The 20,833-nt window shown below is 42.3% G+C and carries 24 protein-coding genes; 9 read left to right on the forward strand and 15 right to left on the reverse strand.

The genetic code is table 11. The features are described 5' to 3' along the window. Nucleotides 1–151: 151 nt before the first annotated feature. From PN457_RS15040 to PN457_RS15050, 3 genes are all read right to left on the reverse strand, one after another. Nucleotides 152–1,225, reverse strand: a complete 1,074-nt coding sequence (locus tag PN457_RS15040; protein ID WP_271734217.1) for a glycosyltransferase family 4 protein — start codon at nucleotides 1,223–1,225, stop codon at nucleotides 152–154. Between the two features lie 165 nt (nucleotides 1,226–1,390). Beyond that, nucleotides 1,391–1,579: a hypothetical protein gene (locus tag PN457_RS15045; protein ID WP_271734198.1), complete on the reverse strand. Its 189-nt coding sequence runs from the start codon at nucleotides 1,577–1,579 to the stop codon at nucleotides 1,391–1,393. 121 nt (nucleotides 1,580–1,700) lie between these two features. Further along, a complete protein-coding gene (locus PN457_RS15050; protein WP_271734199.1) occupies nucleotides 1,701–2,717 on the reverse strand; it encodes a ribose-phosphate pyrophosphokinase in 1,017 nt (338 codons plus the stop codon). Between the two features lie 377 nt (nucleotides 2,718–3,094). Here PN457_RS15050 and bioD point away from each other — a divergent pair, with 377 nt between their 5' ends. The 3 genes from bioD to PN457_RS15065 all read left to right on the forward strand — a co-directional run bounded on the left by bioD (nucleotide 3,095) and on the right by PN457_RS15065 (nucleotide 5,838). Then, the gene (gene bioD / locus PN457_RS15055) at nucleotides 3,095–3,772 is read left to right on the forward strand and encodes a dethiobiotin synthase (RefSeq protein WP_271734218.1); all 678 of its coding nucleotides are present in this window, start codon (nucleotides 3,095–3,097) and stop codon (nucleotides 3,770–3,772) included. Nucleotides 3,773–4,037: 265 nt separating this feature from the next. Then, on the forward strand, nucleotides 4,038–5,258 hold the full coding sequence (locus PN457_RS15060; RefSeq protein WP_271734200.1) for a M20 metallopeptidase family protein: 1,221 nt from the start codon (nucleotides 4,038–4,040) through the stop codon (nucleotides 5,256–5,258). After that, nucleotides 5,251–5,838: an Npun_F5749 family FMN-dependent PPOX-type flavoprotein gene (locus tag PN457_RS15065; protein ID WP_271734201.1), complete on the forward strand. Its 588-nt coding sequence runs from the start codon at nucleotides 5,251–5,253 to the stop codon at nucleotides 5,836–5,838. The genes PN457_RS15060 and PN457_RS15065 overlap by 8 nt, the downstream gene beginning before the upstream one ends. On the opposite strand, the gene cysE is transcribed toward PN457_RS15065, so the two are convergent. Together cysE and PN457_RS15075 are read right to left on the reverse strand one after the other, a co-directional pair. Continuing rightward, on the reverse strand, nucleotides 5,835–6,599 hold the full coding sequence (gene cysE / locus PN457_RS15070; protein ID WP_271734202.1) for a serine O-acetyltransferase: 765 nt from the start codon (nucleotides 6,597–6,599) through the stop codon (nucleotides 5,835–5,837). The two genes, PN457_RS15065 and cysE, sit on opposite strands and share 4 nt — an antisense overlap. Before the next feature lie 259 nt (nucleotides 6,600–6,858). Then, nucleotides 6,859–8,493, reverse strand: coding sequence for a DUF3352 domain-containing protein (locus tag PN457_RS15075; protein WP_271734203.1), 1,635 nt, complete (start codon nucleotides 8,491–8,493; stop codon nucleotides 6,859–6,861). Nucleotides 8,494–8,610: 117 nt separating this feature from the next. On the opposite strand from PN457_RS15075, the gene PN457_RS15080 reads away from it, so the two are divergent. The 3 genes from PN457_RS15080 (at nucleotide 8,611) to PN457_RS15090 (ending at nucleotide 11,019) form a co-directional block, all read left to right on the forward strand. Further along, on the forward strand, nucleotides 8,611–8,970 hold the full coding sequence (locus PN457_RS15080) for a rhodanese-like domain-containing protein (RefSeq protein WP_271734204.1): 360 nt from the start codon (nucleotides 8,611–8,613) through the stop codon (nucleotides 8,968–8,970). 295 nt (nucleotides 8,971–9,265) lie between these two features. After that, the gene (hrcA, locus tag PN457_RS15085) at nucleotides 9,266–10,363 is read left to right on the forward strand and encodes a heat-inducible transcriptional repressor HrcA (protein ID WP_271734205.1); all 1,098 of its coding nucleotides are present in this window, start codon (nucleotides 9,266–9,268) and stop codon (nucleotides 10,361–10,363) included. Nucleotides 10,364–10,377: 14 nt separating this feature from the next. Continuing rightward, nucleotides 10,378–11,019 (forward strand): DUF2834 domain-containing protein, encoded by a 642-nt coding sequence (locus PN457_RS15090; protein WP_271734219.1) that lies wholly within the window; start codon nucleotides 10,378–10,380, stop codon nucleotides 11,017–11,019. Here PN457_RS15090 and crtW read toward each other — a convergent pair. From crtW to PN457_RS15115, 5 genes are all read right to left on the reverse strand, one after another. Further along, nucleotides 10,977–11,774: a beta-carotene ketolase CrtW gene (gene crtW, locus PN457_RS15095; RefSeq protein ID WP_271734206.1), complete on the reverse strand. Its 798-nt coding sequence runs from the start codon at nucleotides 11,772–11,774 to the stop codon at nucleotides 10,977–10,979. The two genes, PN457_RS15090 and crtW, sit on opposite strands and share 43 nt — an antisense overlap. Nucleotides 11,775–12,004: 230 nt before the next feature. Further along, a complete protein-coding gene (locus PN457_RS15100; RefSeq protein ID WP_271734207.1) occupies nucleotides 12,005–12,454 on the reverse strand; it encodes an SRPBCC family protein in 450 nt (149 codons plus the stop codon). 19 nt (nucleotides 12,455–12,473) lie between these two features. Next, on the reverse strand, nucleotides 12,474–12,662 hold the full coding sequence (locus PN457_RS15105) for a CPXCG motif-containing cysteine-rich protein (protein WP_271734208.1): 189 nt from the start codon (nucleotides 12,660–12,662) through the stop codon (nucleotides 12,474–12,476). Next, on the reverse strand, nucleotides 12,663–14,270 hold the full coding sequence (locus PN457_RS15110) for a B12-binding domain-containing radical SAM protein (protein ID WP_417006612.1): 1,608 nt from the start codon (nucleotides 14,268–14,270) through the stop codon (nucleotides 12,663–12,665). A 41-nt stretch (nucleotides 14,271–14,311) separates the two neighbouring features. Next, entirely contained in the window at nucleotides 14,312–14,566 is a 255-nt protein-coding gene (locus PN457_RS15115; protein ID WP_271734209.1) for a SemiSWEET family sugar transporter, read from the reverse strand. A gap of 57 nt (nucleotides 14,567–14,623) precedes the next feature. Here PN457_RS15115 and PN457_RS15120 point away from each other — a divergent pair, with 57 nt between their 5' ends. Next, the gene (locus PN457_RS15120; RefSeq protein WP_271734210.1) at nucleotides 14,624–15,430 is read left to right on the forward strand and encodes a hypothetical protein; all 807 of its coding nucleotides are present in this window, start codon (nucleotides 14,624–14,626) and stop codon (nucleotides 15,428–15,430) included. 54 nt (nucleotides 15,431–15,484) lie between these two features. Here PN457_RS15120 and aroC read toward each other — a convergent pair whose 3' ends face one another. Continuing rightward, nucleotides 15,485–16,576 carry a chorismate synthase gene (gene aroC / locus PN457_RS15125; RefSeq protein ID WP_271734211.1) on the reverse strand — a complete coding sequence of 364 codons (1,092 nt, stop codon included), beginning with the start codon at nucleotides 16,574–16,576 and terminating at the stop codon, nucleotides 15,485–15,487. A gap of 220 nt (nucleotides 16,577–16,796) precedes the next feature. Next, a complete protein-coding gene (locus tag PN457_RS15130) occupies nucleotides 16,797–18,104 on the reverse strand; it encodes a glutamate-5-semialdehyde dehydrogenase (RefSeq protein WP_271734212.1) in 1,308 nt (435 codons plus the stop codon). 170 nt (nucleotides 18,105–18,274) lie between these two features. On the opposite strand from PN457_RS15130, the gene PN457_RS15135 reads away from it, so the two are divergent. Both PN457_RS15135 and PN457_RS15140 read left to right on the forward strand, forming a co-directional pair. Further along, complete coding sequence (locus PN457_RS15135; protein WP_271734213.1) at nucleotides 18,275–18,472, forward strand: DNA-binding protein; 198 nt, start codon at nucleotides 18,275–18,277, stop codon at nucleotides 18,470–18,472. Beyond that, nucleotides 18,469–18,855 carry a type II toxin-antitoxin system death-on-curing family toxin gene (locus PN457_RS15140; protein ID WP_271734214.1) on the forward strand — a complete coding sequence of 129 codons (387 nt, stop codon included), beginning with the start codon at nucleotides 18,469–18,471 and terminating at the stop codon, nucleotides 18,853–18,855. The genes PN457_RS15135 and PN457_RS15140 overlap by 4 nt, the downstream gene beginning before the upstream one ends. Before the next feature lie 9 nt (nucleotides 18,856–18,864). Here the strand turns inward: PN457_RS15140 and PN457_RS15145 are convergent, their stop codons facing one another. The 3 genes from PN457_RS15145 to PN457_RS15155 all read right to left on the reverse strand — a co-directional run. Further along, a complete protein-coding gene (locus PN457_RS15145; RefSeq protein ID WP_271734215.1) occupies nucleotides 18,865–20,016 on the reverse strand; it encodes a restriction endonuclease subunit S in 1,152 nt (383 codons plus the stop codon). Nucleotides 20,017–20,138: 122 nt separating this feature from the next. Then, on the reverse strand, nucleotides 20,139–20,318 hold the full coding sequence (locus tag PN457_RS15150) for a hypothetical protein (protein ID WP_271734216.1): 180 nt from the start codon (nucleotides 20,316–20,318) through the stop codon (nucleotides 20,139–20,141). 130 nt (nucleotides 20,319–20,448) lie between these two features. After that, a partial coding sequence (locus tag PN457_RS15155) for an RpnC/YadD family protein (RefSeq protein ID WP_465248711.1) occupies nucleotides 20,449–20,833 on the reverse strand: 385 nt, incomplete at its 5' end.

The following is a 20,833-nucleotide window of genomic DNA, read 5'->3' on the forward strand; positions in this document are numbered from 1 at the left end:
AAATCAAGCATAATTTGCTGTCTAATTATTTAATACAGCAACTCAAACGCCCAAGTATTCCTATGTGCTTGGTTTAATTGAAATTGTCCCGTGGCGCGGCTCCCTCCGCTCCCTATTTGTGCCAGTTGCGTAAGTCCTGACTATGAGAGTATCATCTACTGAGAATATCTTGAAACCATTTTTCAACGCGATCGCCCATTGCCGCCAGTGAATATACAACTTCTGCTTGCTGGCGACAAACTCGACGGTCAATCGTATGTAAATCCTTGATAGCATCTATTAAACCTTGCACACTATCTGGTTCTACCAAAAACCCAGTTTTACCATCTTCCACAATTTCTACTAACCCACCCCGACGATAAGCAATCACCGGAACTCCGCAGGCTAAAGCTTCAATTGCTACATTGCCAAAGGCTTCTACCCAACGTGGGGTAAATAACAAAGCTTGACATTGCCCCAATTCCTGTTGTAATTTTGATGTTGTTACAAATCCTTTGTATTCTATCTGTGCATCTGGATAGTCTTGACAAACTTGTTGCCAGTATTCCTCATTTTGGAGTAAACCAAATATTTTCAGAGGCATTCCCAGAGAATTTGCTGCTGCTACTGCATCTTCTAAACCTTTTTCTGGTGCTATGCGTCCTACCCAAGCCAAACTATTACCAGGTTGATCACAAAACTGATACAAGGATAAATCCAAGCCATTGAGGACACAGACACATTTTTCAGCACAGGCAAAAGTTGCCGCTTGGGCTTGAGAGTGGACACCAATAGACCCTGGAAACCTAGTTGCTACCTGTGTAATCATTTCGTCCATAGCATCAAGTAAAGAACTCATACTAATCAGATGAGCAACTGGACGATCAAAAAATTGTGTTAAATATAATGGCAACCAGTCATAGCTAAAATTCAAAATCAAATCATAATTTCCCTGCACTTGATAAGCATAAGTCCACATATTAGCCAAAACTGAATTGTGGGGAATGCAAATTGGCTCATCACGCTTTTGATCTTGGGCTGGGTTTTGTGTGTTGCCGGGTATTTCTATCAGAGGTAATGAATCACTCAGAGAACCTTTGGGAGCGACAATATCTATTGTATGTCCCCGTCGCAACATTTCCTTAACAATATTCGGCATAGTGAGTTCTATTCCACCACCCAACCCTGAACCCAAAGCACCAACACCAGTAGACATGAATAATAATTTGTAAGACTGATTAATCATCATCAATATCCTCAAATAAAAATTGCAGTTATCATCATACATGAGTCATTCTACAAATTATAGCTATAGCCATCAAAATTAGGAGGTAAGGGCTTTCTTTTGAAGAGGATAAACTATATGCAAGTCCCCACTCGCTGGGGACATTATTTGAATGGAAACAGAGTATCAACCTGTTCTCTGTGCACAGAAGTTACAAGGTCCCCACTCGCTGGGGACATTATTTGAATGAATACGGTTAACGGTTGACGGTTGACGGTTGACTGTTGACTGTTGACTGTTGACTGTTGACGGTTGACGGTTGACGGTTGACGGTTGACGGTTGACGGTTGACTGTTGACTGTTGACTGTTGACACAAGATAACCAACTTGTCGGGGATCTTTCCCACTGAAGAAACTAATAAAAAATGAAGTCTGAAGGCTGAAAAAATCATACTTCCTACTTCACCTTTTTTTGATACCAAATTCTAACTTTATGCTAGCGAAACATACTACTTACTGAAGTATCTTCATGAATTCGCCAAATGGTTTCCCCTAACAGGTTAGCTACTGACAGGGTTACTAGTTGAGGAAAGCGATCGCATTCTGGTATAGGAATAGTATTAGTAACTATCACTTCTTCAAACAGACCACTAGATAAACGTTCCTTAGCTGGTGGGGAAAACACCGCATGAGTTGCACAAGCATAGACTTGACGCGCCCCCTGTTGACGCAGTAGTCGCGCGCCTTCGGTAATTGTACCGCCAGTATCAATCATGTCATCTACCAGAATGGCTGTTTTACCCTTCACATCACCAATGACATTCATCACTTCAGCGACATTATGGGCTTGACGACGTTTATCGATAATAGCCAGGGGTGCATCATCGAGCTTTTTAGCAAATGCTCTGGCTCTTGCTACACCGCCGACATCGGGAGAGACAACCACAATATCTGACAGTTGTTTACTCGCCAAATAATCAAAAATGACTGGGGAACCGTAAACATGATCAAAAGGTATGTCAAAATAGCCTTGAATTTGCGCTGAGTGCAAATCCATAGCTAAAACCCGACTAGCGCCGGCTTTAGTAATCAGGTTAGCCACCAATTTGGCTGTAATTGACTCTCTACCTGCGGTTTTGCGGTCAGCGCGAGCATAGCCATAATAGGGAATTACTGCGGTTATCTGTCGTGCGGAAGCGCGACGACAAGCATCAACCATAATCAGCAATTCCATTAAGTTGTCGTTAACGGGTTTACAAGTTGGTTGGATTAAATAAACATCACAACCCCGGATAGATTCTTGAATTTGAACATATAGTTCCCCATCCGCGAACCTTTTACGAATCATTGGCCCCAAGTCCATCCCCAGGTAACGAGCGACTTCTTGAGACAGTGGTACATTAGCAGAGCCAGAAAATAGTCGCAGGCGATGATTTTCTGTCACCCCTGTGATATCTGGTTGTACCTTTAAACTGGCAGAACTGAGCACAGCAGATCCTCGATGTGCATTCATGGCAATATTATCATTAGATATTTAGTAGATTTAACTCTCATGCGGTAAAAAAACTTCTGTGAGTTTTTCTTAAGCTTTCATACAAACTTTAAACATTTCTCAATATATTTACTTGTGGCAGATATGGCAGTCTTGTTGATGGATAAACCATTGTCAGAACAGATGCAGCAACACTGGCTCATAATTTCTTGCGGGAAGGTAAAATATTTATGGCATACTCTTATGATACTAGCTGGAAAATTATAAACTGGGTGAGGAAATTTTGGATCGTAAATCACCCCAAAAATGTTTAGGTGTGACTAGGGTAGAGAATATATTACAATTGGCTTAATATGTGCATATTTAGAAAGTAATCGCCGAAGAGATTGTTAAACACATTGTTAAACACATTATTTATTACTGGTACTGATACCGACGCTGGCAAAACTGTTTTAACTACGGCTTTGGCGGCTTATTACCAAAAGTATTACCCCCAGCGTACTTGGGGAATCATGAAACCCATCCAGTCAGGTACGGGCGATCGCGAATTATATCAAAGGTTATTTTCTTTACAACAGTCATCGGAGGAAATTACCCCTTTATATTTTAACGCTCCTCTAGCCCCCCCCATCGCCGCCGCCAAGGAAAATCGCTCTGTGGATTTAGCCTTAGTATGGCAAGCTTTCACTCAATTGCGATCGCAGCGTGATTTTGTTTTCGTAGAGGCTTTAGGGGGTTTAGGTTCACCGATTACCGATGAGTTGACCGTGGCTGATTTAGCCGGTGATTGGCGTTTACCTACAGTCTTAGTAGTACCAGTCCGACTAGGTGCGATCGCCCAAGCGGTGGCTAATGTAGCATTGGCTCGGCAATCCAAGGTACATCTCAAAGGTATTATTCTTAACTGTGTGCAACCCCGGAATGAGGAGGAAATTGCTGATTTAACCCCGTCAGATTTAATTCAATCTTTAACCAATACACCGGTTTTAGGTTGTTTACCTTACTTAGATAATCTAGCAGATTTAGATCAACTTGCCCATGTAGCCTCAAATCTCCAGTGGGAAAGATTGAGGTAATTAGGAATTTTGCCCTAAGAGGATGTTTGTCAAGTCATGATTAGTGTATCGAATATTATTTGAACCCACTCTAACCGGAGGGTTAGGGTGGGGTGTGTTGGGTGTATTGGGTGTGTTCCCCATTCCCCATTCCCCATTCCCTGTTCCGGTGTTCCCTGTTCCCCTGAGAGTTTCCAGTTTTATGCAAGTTGAACTTTTTAACCAAGAGTACACTGGGAAAATATCTTCATTTAACCTTACTCAAACGACCTGGACTTGATTAATTATGGTTTCTAGTTTTCCCGATTCTGCTGTTGATTTATCTGCTGTTCGTCTAGAAATTCGCGCCTTACAACCCCAACTAGTAGAATGGCGCAGACAACTACATCAAAAACCAGAGTTGGGCTTTCAAGAACGACTCACAGCAGAATTAGTTTCTCGCAAGTTGCAAGCATGGGGGATTGACCATGAGACAGGTATAGCGGAAACTGGTATTGTAGCCATAATTAAGGGTAATCAACCCGGCGCACAGAAAGTATTAGCCATTCGTGCTGATATGGACGCTTTACCCATTCAAGAACTAAATGATGTCAGCTATAAATCCCAACATGACGGCGTGATGCACGCTTGCGGACATGATGGACATACGGCGATCGCCCTGGGTACAGCTTACCACTTACACAAGCACCGTCACAACTTGAGTGGCACTGTCAAAATCATCTTTCAACCTGCGGAGGAAGGACCGGGGGGAGCCAAACCGATGATTAAACAGGGGGTACTCAAAAACCCCGATGTAGATGCCATCATTGGACTGCACCTATGGAATAATTTACCATTAGGTACAGTAGGAGTGCGCCCAGGGGCGTTAATGGCATCTGTAGAATGTTTTAATTGTACCATTTTAGGTCAAGGTGGACATGGTGCTATGCCCCATCAAACCATTGATTCTATTGTAGTTGCTGCCCAAGTTGTCAATGCCCTGCAAACCATTGTCGCCCGGAACGTCAACCCCATAGATTCCGCCGTCGTCACAGTGGGAGAACTTCACGCCGGGACAAAACTAAATGTAATTGCTGATACCGCCCGCATGAGTGGTACTATCAGGTATTTTAACCCAGATTTAGCCGGATTCTTTCACCAGCGAGTTGAGTCAATCATTGCCGGGGTTTGCCAAAGTCATGGGGCAAAATATGATTTAGAATACTGGAGTCTTTACCCCCCCGTGATTAATGATGCTCATATGGCGGAATTAGTCAGGTCAGTAGCAGCGGCGGTAGTAGAAACCCCTTTAGGTATTGTCCCCACCTGTCAAACCATGGGGGGTGAGGATATGTCATTCTTTTTACAAGAAGTTCCTGGCTGTTATTTCTTCCTGGGTGCTGCTAACCCCCAGAAAAATCTGGCTTATCCCCATCATCATCCCCGATTTGATTTTGATGAAACAGCCTTAGCCATGGGTGTAGAAATATTTGTGCGTTGTGTGGAGAAATTTTTAAGCAATGAGTAATGTTGCTCCTTGGCGCAGTGCGATCGCCCGTGGACTGCATCAAAATCGCAGCCTTGTATACTCTCGTTACTTCCAACTAGCCACAGTGAAAGAAAACGGTCGCCCTGCAAATCGTACCGTGGTTTTTCGTGGTTTTTTGGAAGATAGTAACCAGGTAAAATTAATTACCGATGGACGCAGTGAGAAAATCAACCACATCCAACAACAACCCTGGGCAGAAATTTGTTGGTACTTCCCCAACACCAGGGAACAATTTCGCCTTTCTGGGTGCTTAAAGATAGTGGGAAGTGAGGATAATAATTCTCTCCTCCAACAAGCGCGGATGAAAACTTGGCAACAACTAAGCGATGGGGCGCGGTTACAATTTGCTTGGCCTCATCCGGGTAAACCCAGGATAGATCAACCAGAGGCCTTTAACCCACCTGCACCTCATCCCACCCAACCGGTAGGGAATTTTTACCTACTACTACTTGAACCTGTGCAGGTAGAGCATTTACAATTGCGTGGGGAACCACAAAACCGGCGAATTTACCGCCTAGATGGAGAGAAAAACTGGTTAGTTGAAGAACTTAACCCTTAAATTCCGGCACCATCGAGAAATTGCTGTATTTCTTTGTCTCTGAGGCTACACAAGGGCGCATCGGGGGGTAAATCATCGGGATTGGAGATCACAGAAACCGCCAAAACATGAGTTTTTGTCAGGGACTGACCATCTTTGAGGTTTTGGATTTCTGTTTCTAATGATGAAATCCGATCTACCAAGGCGCGAATTACTTGGGCTTCCGAGTCTGGTAAGTTGTTATGTTCTAGGGGAGCAACTCGCACCCCGGAACGATAAACAATACGACCCGGTACCCCCACCACTGTGCAATCACTAGGAACATCCCTGAGAACCACTGAACCCGCACCAATGCGGACATTATTACCAATTTGGATATTTCCTAATACTTTGGCTCCTGCGCCCACTACCACATTTTCCCCTAGGGTGGGGTGGCGTTTACCTGTTTGTTTACCAGTTCCTCCCAAAGTGACACCTTGATAAATCAGGGCATAATCCCCGATTATGGCTGTTTCCCCAATCACAACCCCCATACCGTGGTCAATAAACACACTTTGGCCAATTGTCGCCCCTGGGTGTATTTCCACTCCTGTGAAAAACCTACCTATATGGGAAATCAAGCGGGGTAAAAAGGGAACACCAATACTATGCAGCCAGTGCGCCAGCCGATGGAATATTAGGGCTTGCAAACCGGGGTAGCAAAATAAGACCTCTAGCCAGTTACGGGCGGCTGGGTCACGTTCAAAGATAATGCCAAAATCAGCGCGTAGTCTAGATAGCACGAGATAGTACCGATGCAAAAATGTTAACAATTGCTTGGGTTTTCTTCTGGCTTCATCCTGGAAATGTGGGGGGTAACCAGTCCACAAGCCAAACGACTAATCTAGCCGCTATTATGTATGGAAGTTTTTCCCACTCTGAGGCGTTACTAACGACTCTGTGTTTAGGTTGCTGCTCTCCCTGGGGAGGTGGAGGGTAGACCTCCGACAGCAACTGTTAAACAGCCATCATATAGGGTATTATAGCATATTTGAAAATCAATTAATCCAAAAATCGGAATAATACCCCGGTTTTGACCAATCCTTTCTCCTGACTGTAACTACTGAGAGTCAGCGATCGCAGCTTTTGCCAAAAAGACTTACCTACTATTTCCACTAACTGCAAACTGGGTACTTGACGCTCTAGGAGGGTGCGGCTTTTAGTCCAATCCAGATATACATACCCTTGATTGGGTTGGGGAATACCGACAATACTATCTTGGAAATGGCGATCGCCAATCATAGCAGCGTTCTTAGTTGTGATTAATGGGGCTAAAGTTTCTAAATTAGAAGCAAAGATTTCATAATTACCTTCATTGGTATGTACTCCCCGTACTTGAGCCTCAATATTAAATGATAGACCTTCTGGGGTATCGGTTTGTGTAGGAGTTAACTCAGCCCAAGCAAAGACAGTTTTTTGATTCCAGTTAAAAGAACTTACACTCAACCCTTGCTCGGAGGCGATGGTATCTAAACGAGCAATACCCCCTGGGACATCCTCTAATTTTTCCACCACAAACACCCAATTAACCCCCCCGACTCCAGGATGAGGTAAAACAGCTAAAGCATATTCTCCCTTTACCCAACTAAAAATATCCTCGGTCTTCACTCCCAGATTTTCTAATGGTTTTCCCCAGCTGGAAATAGCATCAGTCCCGGAAGCAAAAACAGCCGTTGTTGCTTGTTTCCAGAGTTGACCTAAATCACTATTGGGCAAATTATTTAAATTAGTACCAGAAATCACCAACCCAACCCCATCTGGTATATATGCTAACGCCCCTACATTTTGACTCAGGGGAGCAGAAACCGGCATAATTTCCGAGTCAGTGAGAAAGTTACTTTCTGCGAAAAGTCCTTGGGGATGTAAAGACAAAGAAATAAGTTGGCTATCAAAGGTTGCTGCTGGTAATTCTAAACCTTGCCATGCAGCCACAGCGGGAAGATTGAGAAAAGCCGTAGCTAGGGTGGCTTTAGGTAGCTGTTGTAGCGCTCTTTGGTAGCGGGAGGAACTAGACAAATTCAAATCAGGAGCTTGGACGTTATTGATTGCGTCTCGTAGCACCTTCGCATCATTAGCAAATAATACAAAGTCATCCACCACCGCAGCAGACAAAGCATTTACCTGGGAACTAGAATCAGATAGCAGCTTTACCCCTGCATATTTCTCTACCTCCAAGTTAGCCCCAGCCAATACCCGCCGAGAAAATAATAACTCTAAAAACTCCCGGCTGGTTTCTGGTTTCTTGGTTGCTAGTGCCATCAGATACCCTGGTTGCTGTCCGTTTTCTGGGTCGCGGTCAATATCTATGGTAGTCACCGCCAGGGTAATTTCATTACCTAGCCACGGTTTAATATCTTGTTTGTAATCTATGTCAGTCTTAGCTAATAAACTGGTTTTGAGTTGGGATAATTGTCCTTGACGCTCCCACAGGCGCTCAGGATTATTTAGTAAGGACACCATCACCGGCGCTACTTTGGAGACGAATATAGCGGCCTGGGGTTCAGAGGTAGAAGTAACAAGGTTAACCGGTGTCTTGGCGAAAAACCAGTAAAATAACCCTATGGCTATAATTACTAGTGCGATCGCCCCAGCTACCAAAAAACCAAAAAATGAGCGTTGGCTATTGACATTAGACATATTGACAGGGCTTTTATTTGTTTAACTTGGTTTTACTACTCCCTAGGGAATAGATGCTGATGTCAGGAAAAAAATTTTCTGTCACCATAAAGGGTATAGGTTGTTTACAAAAATCTCATGACAGGGAATCCTTCTGGTCAACTCATTACTCCAATTAGTGTAGAGGAACTGGCGCTGCGTCTGTCTTCTGGTGATCCAAGTATTCAGTTAATAGATGTGCGCGAACCCCAAGAAATAGCAACTGCTAGGATTGACGGGTTTGTGAATCTCCCCTTAAGCGAATTTGGGGACTGGAGTGACCAAGTCGCCACCATGTTTAATCCCCACGCTGAAACCCTTGTGTTATGTCACCACGGTATTCGCTCCGGACAAATGTGCCAGTGGCTAGTTGCTCAAGGTTTTACAAATGTTAAGAATATTAGTGGTGGTATAGATGCCTACTCTATCTTAGTTGATTCTTCTATTCCCCAATATTAAAATATTTCCAGATAGCATTGCCCAGGTGTAACTGATGATCACATCGCCGCAATGCTACTCTCAAGATCATACCGTCTGAGATGTCACTAATTAAGCATACATATGGCTTTTGGGTAAAAGTAATTTATACTACATATTATCCCAAACCGAGATGCAATAATACTTAAATAATCAAGTGCAAAATCAACTGAACTAATTAGATATTCTGCTACATTAATTAACTATTATTCAGATTTTTTGCTTTTAAAACCCTTTTTTTTCCACTTTTAAATCTGCCTTCAGCCAAACATACCCTATGCAAGTCCAGTTAACGAATCGACAACAGCATATACTTTGGGCAACAGTACGTCATTACATCGCCACTGCAGAACCGGTAGGTTCAAAAGCCTTGCTTGATGAGTATGACCTCGGTGTGAGTTCAGCCACAATTCGCAATGTCATGGGTGTGTTGGAAAAATCAGGATTACTTTACCAACCACACACATCCGCTGGACGCATACCCTCAGATTCCGGCTATCGTATTTATGTTGACCAGTTAATTACACCTTCTTTTCGAGATGCTACGCGAGCGGATATTTTAGCAAAAGAGGTAGAACTGGCCCTACAAAATCGCCTCCATTGGGAAGATTGGAGTTTGGAAGCGGTATTACAAGGTGCTGCGCAAATTTTAGCCACAGTCAGCGGCTGTATTAGTTTAATTACCATGCCCCAAACCACTATGGCAATTGTGCGACATCTGCAATTAATGCAAATTGAAGCCAACAAGATCATGCTGATTATGGTAACAGATGCTTATGAAACCCATTCCAAACTGATCAATTTATGCCCCCCAGGGGAAGAAGCCAAAGTTGACCCAGAGAAAATAGACCATGAATTACAGATAGTCTCTAATTTTTTGAATACCCACTTGCGGGGGCGCAGTCTGTTAGAATTAACTACCCTCGACTGGAGTGAATTAGATCAAGAGTTCCAACGCTATGGCCAATTCTTGAAAGATTCGGTCACAGAGTTCACTCGTAGCCATATGACACCAACTACAACCCAAATTCTGGTTAGGGGTGTGGCGGAAGTTTTGCGTCAGCCGGAATTTTCTCAATTACAGCAAGTACAAACCATTATCCACTTGCTTGAAGAAGAACAAGAGCAATTGTGGCCGTTAATCTTTGCTGAACCGGAAACCCAAGAGATGGGTAAGTCTAAGGTAACAGTCCGCATCGGTACAGAAAACCCCCTGGAGCCGATCCGCACCTGTACTTTAATTTCTTCTACCTATCGCCGGGGTATGCTACCTGTAGGGAGTGTGGGAGTATTAGGACCTACACGCCTGGACTATGAAAGTGCGATCGCAGTTGTCGCTGCTGCTGCTGATTACCTTTCAGAGGCTTTTAGTTAATTTTGTGGTTGATGATGCTCAGAAAAATTGGTTTTGGTTTACTATGGCTGGGATTTCTCAGCTATGCTTTTATTTTTGCTCCCCCTGATCACCCTGATACTTGGGAGTTAATTCAAAAACTTTCCCTGGGACAATGGCAAGATATTAACCCCCTAGTCATAGCATTATTTAACCTCATGGGCATCTGGCCTGTAATTTATAGTGCAGTACTTTTAAGTGATGGTACGGGTCAAAAAATCCCAGCTTGGCCTTTTGCAGCCGCATCTTTTGCTGTTGGGGCTTTTGCTGTGTTACCCTATTTAGCTTTACGCTCACCCAATCCGGAGTTCTCTGGGAAAAAGACTCTCTTGCTCAAGTTCCTAGATTCCCCTGTGACTGGTGTGATTTTAACTATCGTCGTGGTGATTCTCTTCGCCTATGGTTTCCAAGGAGAAGGGGAAAATTTTATACACCAGTGGCAAAGTAGCCGTTTCATTCATGTGATGAGTTTAGATTTCTGCTTACTTTGTCTGTTATTTCCCACATTACTGGGGGATGATATGGCGCGTCGGGGTGTGAAAAATCGGGGATTTTTCTGGTTAATAGCTTTAATTCCCTTATTCGGACCCTTAATTTATTTATCTGTGCGTCCCCCGTTACCGGAATTAAATACCTGATAAATTTGAGGTAGTTGCCACCAAGGAAGATGGGGGTATTCGTGATGTTCGTAATGGTAACCAAAATGGTAGCAAGTGATAAATGACCACCAAATAGGACGGCTAATAGTTTGGGAACGATGGGGGTTTTGATAACCTCCTAGGGGTTCACTATGGGGTAGAAAGGTGCCAAAATAGAATAATTGTAGGGAACTTAAGATTGAGGGAATTACCCAAAAATAATTGAGGTTATCCTCTGGCAGATGTCCGATATATTTTCCTAAGTTATAAATAATCATTAATGTGATGATTTGTCCCCAACTCCAGTAACCTTTCATAAAGTATAAATACCAAGCTAAGAAGTTCTTATATTTACCATTATGAAAATCTGGATCCTTAGCTGTGGCTGGATTATGGTGGTGTAACCAGTGCTTTTTTAACAGCTTGGGATAGGATAACAGCCCATACAGAAATAGGCACAATGAACCAATAAAATGGTTTATTTTCAGATTTTTGGGAAAAATTACCCCATGCATGGCATCATGGGCTGTAATAAATAATCCCGTATATAAAAATGTTTGCCAAAGTATCATTGGCAATAAGAGCCAGATTTTCCACTGGGATATATCAATATAAAGTAACACACCCAAACTGATAGCCCATATAGTCATAATCGCGATCGCAACCAAAATACCCCTAAACAGGAATTTACTGCTCACTGCTGCCGTGGTACTGATTTTTTTATCAGGTAATGGTAGTGGTTCTAACTGGAACACGCTTTTACTCCGCGTATAATTCATGTAGTCATGACAACAAGCAGTAACTGCTCGTATTTGGCAAGTCAACAGTATTAATATTTATGACATTTAGTAAATATGTTTAAATATTAAGATACCTTAAATAGTATTACACATAATTTGACAATAAATTATGTGTAAAAGGTCAGGACACACATATTAGTGATTTCCTGCGTTACCCTGAAATCACGGCGGTTAATCCTCACCTATTATCTTGACTCACACTCCCGGTTAGTGATATAATGACGATATCTAAACATGGCTTCAAGTTGAGCTTGTACTAGCCAACCACTCATCATCTCTACTGTACTACCACCAGGCAGACAGAAAGAAATAGCATCAGTAAGCTTAGTTTTACCATTTTCCGCCACAAACTCATGGCGATGTACCCAAGACTCAAAAGGGCCAGATATCTGTTCATCAATAAACAGGCGGTTTTTCTCACATTCAGTGTGACGAGCTAACCAAGTTAAAGGTAATGGTCCCAAAAACAGGCGAAATTCAGTAATAGCACCTACTTCTAACCCCCCTTCCCGACGGACTACTTTTACAGGTTGCCAAGGTGGGGTGAGTAATTGCAATATATCTGGTCTTTCGTGGAATTTCCACACTACTTCGGGGGGTGCATTAATGATGGAGGAATGTTGAAAGTGCAGCATGGCCAAAACAACCTAAAATCTAACCTTCGCAGTCAGTATCAATGTCAATATCTAGGGTATCCTCATCAACCCGCACATACAAAATATTCGGGTGACAGCACACCTGACAGTCTTCTACATAAGACTGTTGTGACCCAGCACTCAAATCGATAAAAGTTAAGTTTGGTTCGCCGCAATAAGCGCAGTAGTATTCAGCAGTGTTTTGCATTTATTTGAATTGACTTGTAGCTTCTGCTAAGTGCTTTAGTAGTGTAGAATGTGGGAGTGGTCCTTGCAAGTGATTCCAGGGTAAAATTTGCTCTGTTGACCAGTTGCTGTAAACGTAAAATTCTAAGTCGGGTATTTGCCCTTTGAGTTGCTTAAATGCACGTTTGTAGCTACCCAAAGAATCCCCAAACTCACGGGTTAATTCTAGAAGTTGGGACAACCGGCGATCGCCTCTGGACAACAAAGCTTGTATAATTGACCAATTATAACTTTCTGGGCGAAAGTCTATCCCCTGGGGTTTGAGTTTTTTCTGTAGCATCTGTAACCGCTTCTCTGCTTGCTGATTGACCCCAAACCATTGAAAAGGTGTATGTGCCTTGGGTACAAAGGTACTGCATCCCAATGTTAACCGCAGACCAGGGGCAGCTTTTTTAACATTAGCTATCATAGACACAGTGGCCTCTAAATCTTCCGGTTCTTCGCCGGGGATACCCACCATACCATAAAGTTTCAAAGCTTTTAATCCTCCAGCCTTGGCATTGATGGCAGCTTGGATGATTTGATCATTATGCAGCTTTTTGTTGATGATTTGGCGCAGCCGATCTGAACCCGTTTCTACAGCAATAGTCAGCGATCGCGTGTCCCTTTTAGCTAAAGTTTCCGCCAGCTGTACCGTCACCGTATTAGTGCGCACCGAGGCGATACTCAACCGCACATGATCATATTTCGGCTGACTAATATAGTTTAGCAGCTCCTCAAACTCCGGATGTTGAGTTACCGAAGCCCCCAACAACCCCAAGCGGTTAGTCACTGCTAACCCCTGTTCAATAGCGGGAATTAAAGAAGCTTCTAAGCTAGCTGTTCTAAAAGGTAAAGTCAAATAACTCGCAAGACAAAAGCGACACATTTCCGGACAGCTGCGCACCACCTCCACCATGTAAATATTTTCCCATGCCGCCTTTTGTGTGACCACAGTAGACCGAGATAGAACATTACCGCGGTAAGTTTGCTTTTGCACCACCGGGGGAACTTCCGGTAAAATCGGTGTAATCGACTTCACCACCCCATCTTTACCGTGATATTCCACCTCATACAAACTAGGAACATAAATTCCTGGGACTTGGGCCAGTGCTTGGAGTTGAGTTGCTCTAGAAGCGTTTCTCACCTGTTTATAAGTCTCAATGAAATTAGTCAGCAGATGTTCCCCATCACCGAGTAAAATCACATCAAAGAAGTCCGCAAAGGGTTCCGGGTTAGCAGTCAGTACCGGACCGCCACCAAAAACCAGGGGATGGGAATCATTACGGGAGTGAGCGCGAATGGGAACATCTAAAGATTCCAGTAAATTTAAAATATTCACATAATCCAGTTCCCAGGAAATAGAAAAACCCAAAATTTCCGGGTTTCTAGGGAGTGCTTCCTGGATATCAGTAAATAAGCGACTGACTTGTACATCCTCACGGGTAGCCAAAGTTGCCCAAACCACCTGATAACCCAGACTAGTAATACCCACTGTATACTCATTGGGAAAAGCAAAAATCAGCGGGATTGCATCGCTGTTAGGGTTTTTGGGGGTGAATAACAGGCGTTCTGAGGCAAATACAGTCATATTAATACGTAATTGGGGAGTAGGAGCTTAATTTTAAAGGTTTATCTATACTTAATTTTAAGGGATAGAATGATGAAGTTGAAACAGAAACTGATACTATTAGCCAGGATAATCGGTAAAGATTTCAGATATATTCCATAAACCAACCATAAAAAAAGACCACTCATAAACGTAACCAACATCAGGTAAGAGACATCTTTAGCTGACTTACTTTTCCAGGTTTTCACCATTTGGGGTAAAAAAGCGCTAGTTGTTAAAACAGCCGCACATAGTCCTAACAGTGTGATAGAATCCATACTTAATAGTTAATTTTTTGTCATTATATAACCATCAGGCGATAAAAATATACTTATATGTCACAACAAATAATAGATCAAAAAGCCTATTTAATCTTTGATACCTTAGAATATCTCAATTTGCAATTCCGTTTAGAAGCATCTTGGAAAATTACTAAAAATGGACTACATAAAAATCGCTTTATATTGGCAATACAAGCAGCAGACAACTTGAGGGATAAGTTTTTATATTTCTGCAAACAAATGGATATACCAGATAAATATTTAGAAATATTTCAGCAGAATTTATCTCAGGCAAGTGTAGTATACTTTGGTTTTGAAGGTAATGAAGTCAGTTGTATTTATAAAGTATATTTAGAATTTTGGGATCAAATGGTTAAGGATCTCAAAAGTAAATCTCATAAAACCGAAACCCATCTTCTGGGTTTAGGGTTTAAATGGAACGCCCTAGACAATACCAAGGGAGTTATATCTACATATACCTGCTATCCTTTCCTTTCCGTAGCAGAGATTTTAAACAGGATATCATCTATTTATCAGGGTTATAATCACTCTCATCCGGGTAAAATAGTCCAGGAGCTAATCAATTTTGCTGCTGACAGGGTTAATGATAATCCCTTTATTTATCTAGAGGTAAGTGAAGAAAATAATCCCCGTAAATCCTTTGATTTAAATTTTTATAAAGCTAACATCCCCTTACAAGATATTTATAATTATTTGGGTAAGATGCGCCAGCATTATGGAATTAATGCTCACAGTTTTAATTACTTGTATCAACAAACCTCCTCTAAGAAACTAGGACATTTATCTGGTGGTATTGATAGACGAGGAGAAGACTTTTTAACAATTTACTATGAAGTATAGGAATTATTTAATATACCCGACTTCTTGAAGAAGTCGGTTATCTAAAACTGCTATTTATGACAACAATTTACATTGTCCATGATGGCGTAACAAATGGTCACACAGGACTAAAGCCACCATCGCCTCTACCATGGGTACTGCTCGGGGTAATACACAGGGGTCATGTCTTCCCTTTGCAGCTAAAACAGTTTCTTCCCCTGCTTGGGTAACTGTTTTTTGCTCCTTTCTAATGGTGGCCGTGGGTTTAAATGCAACTCGCAAGATAATATTTTCACCGTTGGAAATTCCCCCTTGAATACCCCCTGAACGGTTGGTGACGGTGCGAATTTCTCCACTGTCATCTATATAAAATTCGTCGTTGTGTTCAATCCCGGTTAACAAAGTCCCCCCAAAACCTGAGCCAATTTCAAAGCCTTTGCTAGCGGGGAGAGACATCACACCTTTAGCGATATCCGCTTCTAATTTATCAAAGACTGGTTCCCCTAAGCCTTTGGGAACGTTGCGAGCTACACATTCTACTACACCGCCAATTGAATTACCATCTCTACCAATTTGCTCAATTAATGAAATCATCCGTTCTGCTGACTCGCTATCGGGACAGCGGACTATGTTACTTTCTACTTGTTCTAAGGTGACGGTGTTGGGGTCAATCACCGCTTCTAAGTCTTTGATCCGCTTGACGTAGCCGATGATTTCAATATTAGCAACTTGACGGAGGATTTTTTTGGCGATCGCACCTGCGGCCACTCTCCCTATTGTCTCACGGGCGGAGGATCTCCCCCCTCCTTGCCAATTGCGAATACCATACTTAGCATCATAAGTTGCATCAGCATGGGAGGGGCGATACTTTTGCGCCATCTCGTCGTAGTCTTGGGGTCGGGTGTCTTTGTTGCGCACCATCATGGCGATGGGTGTTCCCAAGGTTTTACCCTCAAATACTCCAGATAAAATTTCGCAGGTATCGGCTTCTTTGCGGGGTGTGGTAATTTTACTTTGTCCGGGTTTTCTCCTGTCTAATTCTAGTTGAATTTCTGCGGGAGAAATTTCTAATTGAGGGGGACAACCGTCAATTATCACTCCCACACCACCGCCGTGGGACTCGCCAAATGTAGTAATACGAAATAAATTTCCGAAGGTATTGCCCATGATATTGAGGAAAAACGTTGAGGCTTTTGTATTGTACCGAAAGTTATTAGTTATAGGGAACAGGGAACAGGGAACAGGGAACAGGGAACAGGGAACAGGGGGAATAGGGAATAGAGGGAATAGGGAATAGAGGGAATAGGGGGAATAGGGAGAAAGGCTATATTTAATAAATTGTCTACCCCAGCGCACAGATCAACATAGATGAGTTATCTGTGGGTTTTTACTCTAAGTTTTTATGGGTAAAGGGTTTAGCATTGGCTCCGGTGTAAGTGGCTACTATATGACCGTTACCGGTCATCTGATATTTATAGGTAACTAACCCTTCTAAACCAACGGGTCCACGGGGGGGCATTTGTTGCGTACTTATACCTACTTCTGCGCCGAAGCCGTAGCGAAAACCATCAGCAAAGCGAGTAGAACAGTTGTGAAATACTCCCGCTGCGTTTACTAGTCCAAAAAAGGTTTCTACCGCTGCTGGGTCTTCTGTGATAATGGCCTCAGTATGGCGGGAACCATACTCGTTAATATGGGCGATCGCCTGTTCTATGGAGTCTACAATTTTAATTGCTAAAATCAAATCGCTGTATTCTGTTTCCCAGTCTGTGGCGATCGCCCTGCCAATATGGGGTATAATCTCTAAAGTGCGGTCATCGCCCCTTAATTCTACCTCTGCATCTGCCAAAGCTGCGGCAATTTTGGGGAGAAATTCCCCAGCAACAGATTGATGGATTAATAGAGTTTCAATGGCGTTACAAGCGGCAGCATATTGAATTTTAGCATCAACACTGACTGTAATAGCTTTACTCAGATCCGCAGCCTTGTCTATATATAAATGACAAATTCCGTCGGCGTGTCCTAATACGGGGATGCGTGTGTTATTCTGGACGAATTGCACAAAGGAATTGGAACCCCTGGGAATAATTAAATCTACATATTTATCTAAGTTTAAAAGTTCTCGGGTTTCTTCTCTAGTTGTTAATAACTGCACCGCATCGGAGTTAACCGCAGTGTGAGATAATCCCTGTTTAATGGCTTTAACTATAGCTTCACAAGAAGCGATCGCCTCTTTTCCACCTTTGAGAATCACACCGTTACCTGATTTGATTGCTAAGGAGACAATTTGAATTGCTGCTTCTGGACGCGCTTCAAAAATAATCCCTAATACCCCCAGGGGACAAGTGACCCGCTTGAGAACTAAACCACTATCTAGTTCTCGGTGAATTTGCACAGTTCCCACCGGATCTGGTAGTTTAGCCACATCTCGCACCCCGGCGATCGCATCTCTTAGTTTATGTTCATCTAACTGTAAGCGTTTATATAGTGGTTTGGCGATACCTGCGGCTGTAGCTGCTTGACAATCGGCTATATTTGCTTGTATAATGTCATCCTTAGCTAATTCTAGAGCCTGGGCTATGGCTTCTAAGGCTTGATTTTTGGCTTCTGTATCCAGAATTGCCAATTTACTCGCTGCTTGGCGGGTTTTTTGGGCAATGGTAATTAGGGGTAAAGTATCTTGCAGAGTGGTCATGTGTGAAAATTTGGCTTTTTTCCCATCTTAACAATACACAGAACCCGCGGTTTTTACATTTTCCCTCTCCTTGCAAGGGGAGGGTTAGGGTGGAGTAAAAGCTTATTTGATACCTGATGGAATGATTTGGCTCCAGCAACAGGAAAGTAATTGAGTTTGACTGCAAAAATATGGCAACGATAACCATTAATATTTCAGAGGAGCAACTGCAAAAGTTGCAGGAATTAGCCCAACAGTTGAATATTTCTACTGAGCAGTTGTTATCTGCGAGTTTAGAAGATTTGTTAAATCGTCGTCAAGGTGAGTTTACCCAAGCTGCTAATTATGTTACGCAGAAAAATGCTCAACTTTACCAGCGATTGGGATGATTCGCTACTTGCTACTGATTGAAGTTATTGAACTTCATCGTCAAATTATTGAGCAGTCAGGGGGAGCTTTGGGTATCCGAGACTTAGGTGCTGTAGAATCTGCACTTGCTCAACCACGTATGACTTTTGGCGGTGAGGAACTTTATCCCACACTTGTCGATAAGGCTGCAGCTATGGGTTTTTCTTTGATCATGAATCATCCATTTATTGATGGTAATAAGCGGATTGGTCATGGTGCAATGGAAGTTTTTCTGGTCATGAATGGTCTAGAAATTAATGCTTCTATCGATGAACAGGAGGAAATTATACTTTCTCTTGCATCTGGTAAGTTTGACCGTGAAGCATTTACACAATGGTTAAAATCGCATGTTAAACTTATTTAAGGTATTGGTTTATAGTTCTCCTCTAAAAGCTTTTTGTAGTAGAGAGTTGAATAGGTTGTTACTTTCTTCTTGATGATTTGTTTGAATATTTTGTAAATGTTCAAATTTGTTTACTATATTATTCCAATCCGTTTGAAGTTCTAAGGGAGGTAATGGAATTTTTAACTGTTTAGCTTTGCTTATGTTAAAATGTTTTTGGATTGCACCAGTTAAACCTGTACCACCATTTTGATCACCCAGCAAAAAATTAAGTATTTCTGCAAGATATGCTGGTACAAGTAATTTACTACAAGTCATAACTATTAAATCAGAGCAATTTGCCTGTGTAATCCATTTCGGTATTACTGCGGCTACACCTGCGTTTCCTGTTCGTACAGCTACGACATCTCCAGGAAGCAAAGATGATTTATTTAATTTTCTATGAAAGTCATTACTGACATATTTCAGATCATTAAGTACTATCCGGTTACGTTTAATGTTTAAAGACCTTAGCCAAGGTACACCTTCTTCTATGTATTCTGAGGACATTGTTCCCACAAAGCCTACAGTTACTCGATTGCATACCTTACTTAAAGGATGAATTTCCCACCCTTTAGGATTAGTAACAGGGTCGCCGAACATATCTAAGAAAGTCGATCGCAATAATTCCTCTGTCAGTGCGATCGCCTGTTTTCGTTTCCGGCGAATATCGTCAGCTTTATCTAATATTGCAGCGATGCGTCGCTGTTCTTCTAGGGGTGGGACAACTATGGGAATACGGCTTGCTGCGCTTTTTGTTAGTTTTCCGCGAGTAGTACCTGTTACAAATTGGGTAACATCGTAACGTTCCAAATGTCTGTAAAGATATCGAATATCAATGCAATCTTTTGGTCTAAGGACATGAGCATGATTGTTTACCCAACACTTACCAGTTATTTGATAAGCAATAGTTTTGTTTGGATCTCCAAAGTGTCCACCATCTTCAGCTAGTAAAACCAGTGGTTCATCAAAGATAAATTCTGCTACCGAGTCTTGTTGTCCGTTAGCTCCATAATAAGGATAAGGACCTTTCACTCTGTCTCTTTCCGTAATGGCTTTACGTTGATTATCAAGAAATTCCACAACTTCCGAAAGGAGAAAAGTGTCCCAATTAGTTGATAATTGTGATTGGTAAATCAGCATCCCCAAAACACCCCCAACACAGCAAAATTCACCCGCTTCAAATCACCCAGCATCCGAGACAGCAATAATAATTGTATCTCATTTTTTCAGTAGATACCTTCACCTTTTAGTAATGCGCTGTATCAATTATCCTGTTGTAACCGCCCTTGTAACTCCCGCACCCGCTCTAAACTTAAACCTGTAATTTCTCTAGTTTCTTCTGCACCCATACCCCTGCGGAGTAAATTAATGGCGATGGTTTCCTGTGCTTCTTGAATACCTTCTTGGCGAGCTTTCCGTTCCCAACTGGTGACAATTTCCATATATTTTTCCTCCTGTAATCATCCCATATTAGGGAAACAACAAAATCCAGTCCCCTCCTTTTGTAAGGGGAGGGTTAGGGTGGGGTCAAACAATATTTGATACAGTGATGATAAATTTTAAAACATCCTCTCAATTATCCTGTTGTAACCGCCTCTGTAACTCCCGCACCCGCTCTAAACTTAAACCTGTAATTTCTCTAGTTTCTTCTGCACCCATACCCCTGCGGAGTAAATTAATAGCGATGGTTTCCTGTGCTTCTTGGCGAGCTTTGCGTTCCCAACTGGTGACAATTTCCATATATTTTTCCTCCTGTAATAATCCCATATTATTCGCCGTCACCTGAAATAATTCCTCTTCAGTCCCATTCAAATTGAGATAGACATCTACAAACCCTGAAATTAACTGCATCCGCGCTGGGTCTAGCTTCAAAGTAATTAACAATCGTAAACATTCCGCCTTTACCTGGGGACGTTCCGAGGGGGGTATCTTCATTTTAGCCATTAAAGCCGCTGCT

The sequence above is a fragment of the Anabaenopsis arnoldii genome (genome assembly GCF_028331025.1).
GTDB lineage: Bacteria > Cyanobacteriota > Cyanobacteriia > Cyanobacteriales > Nostocaceae > Anabaenopsis > Anabaenopsis arnoldii.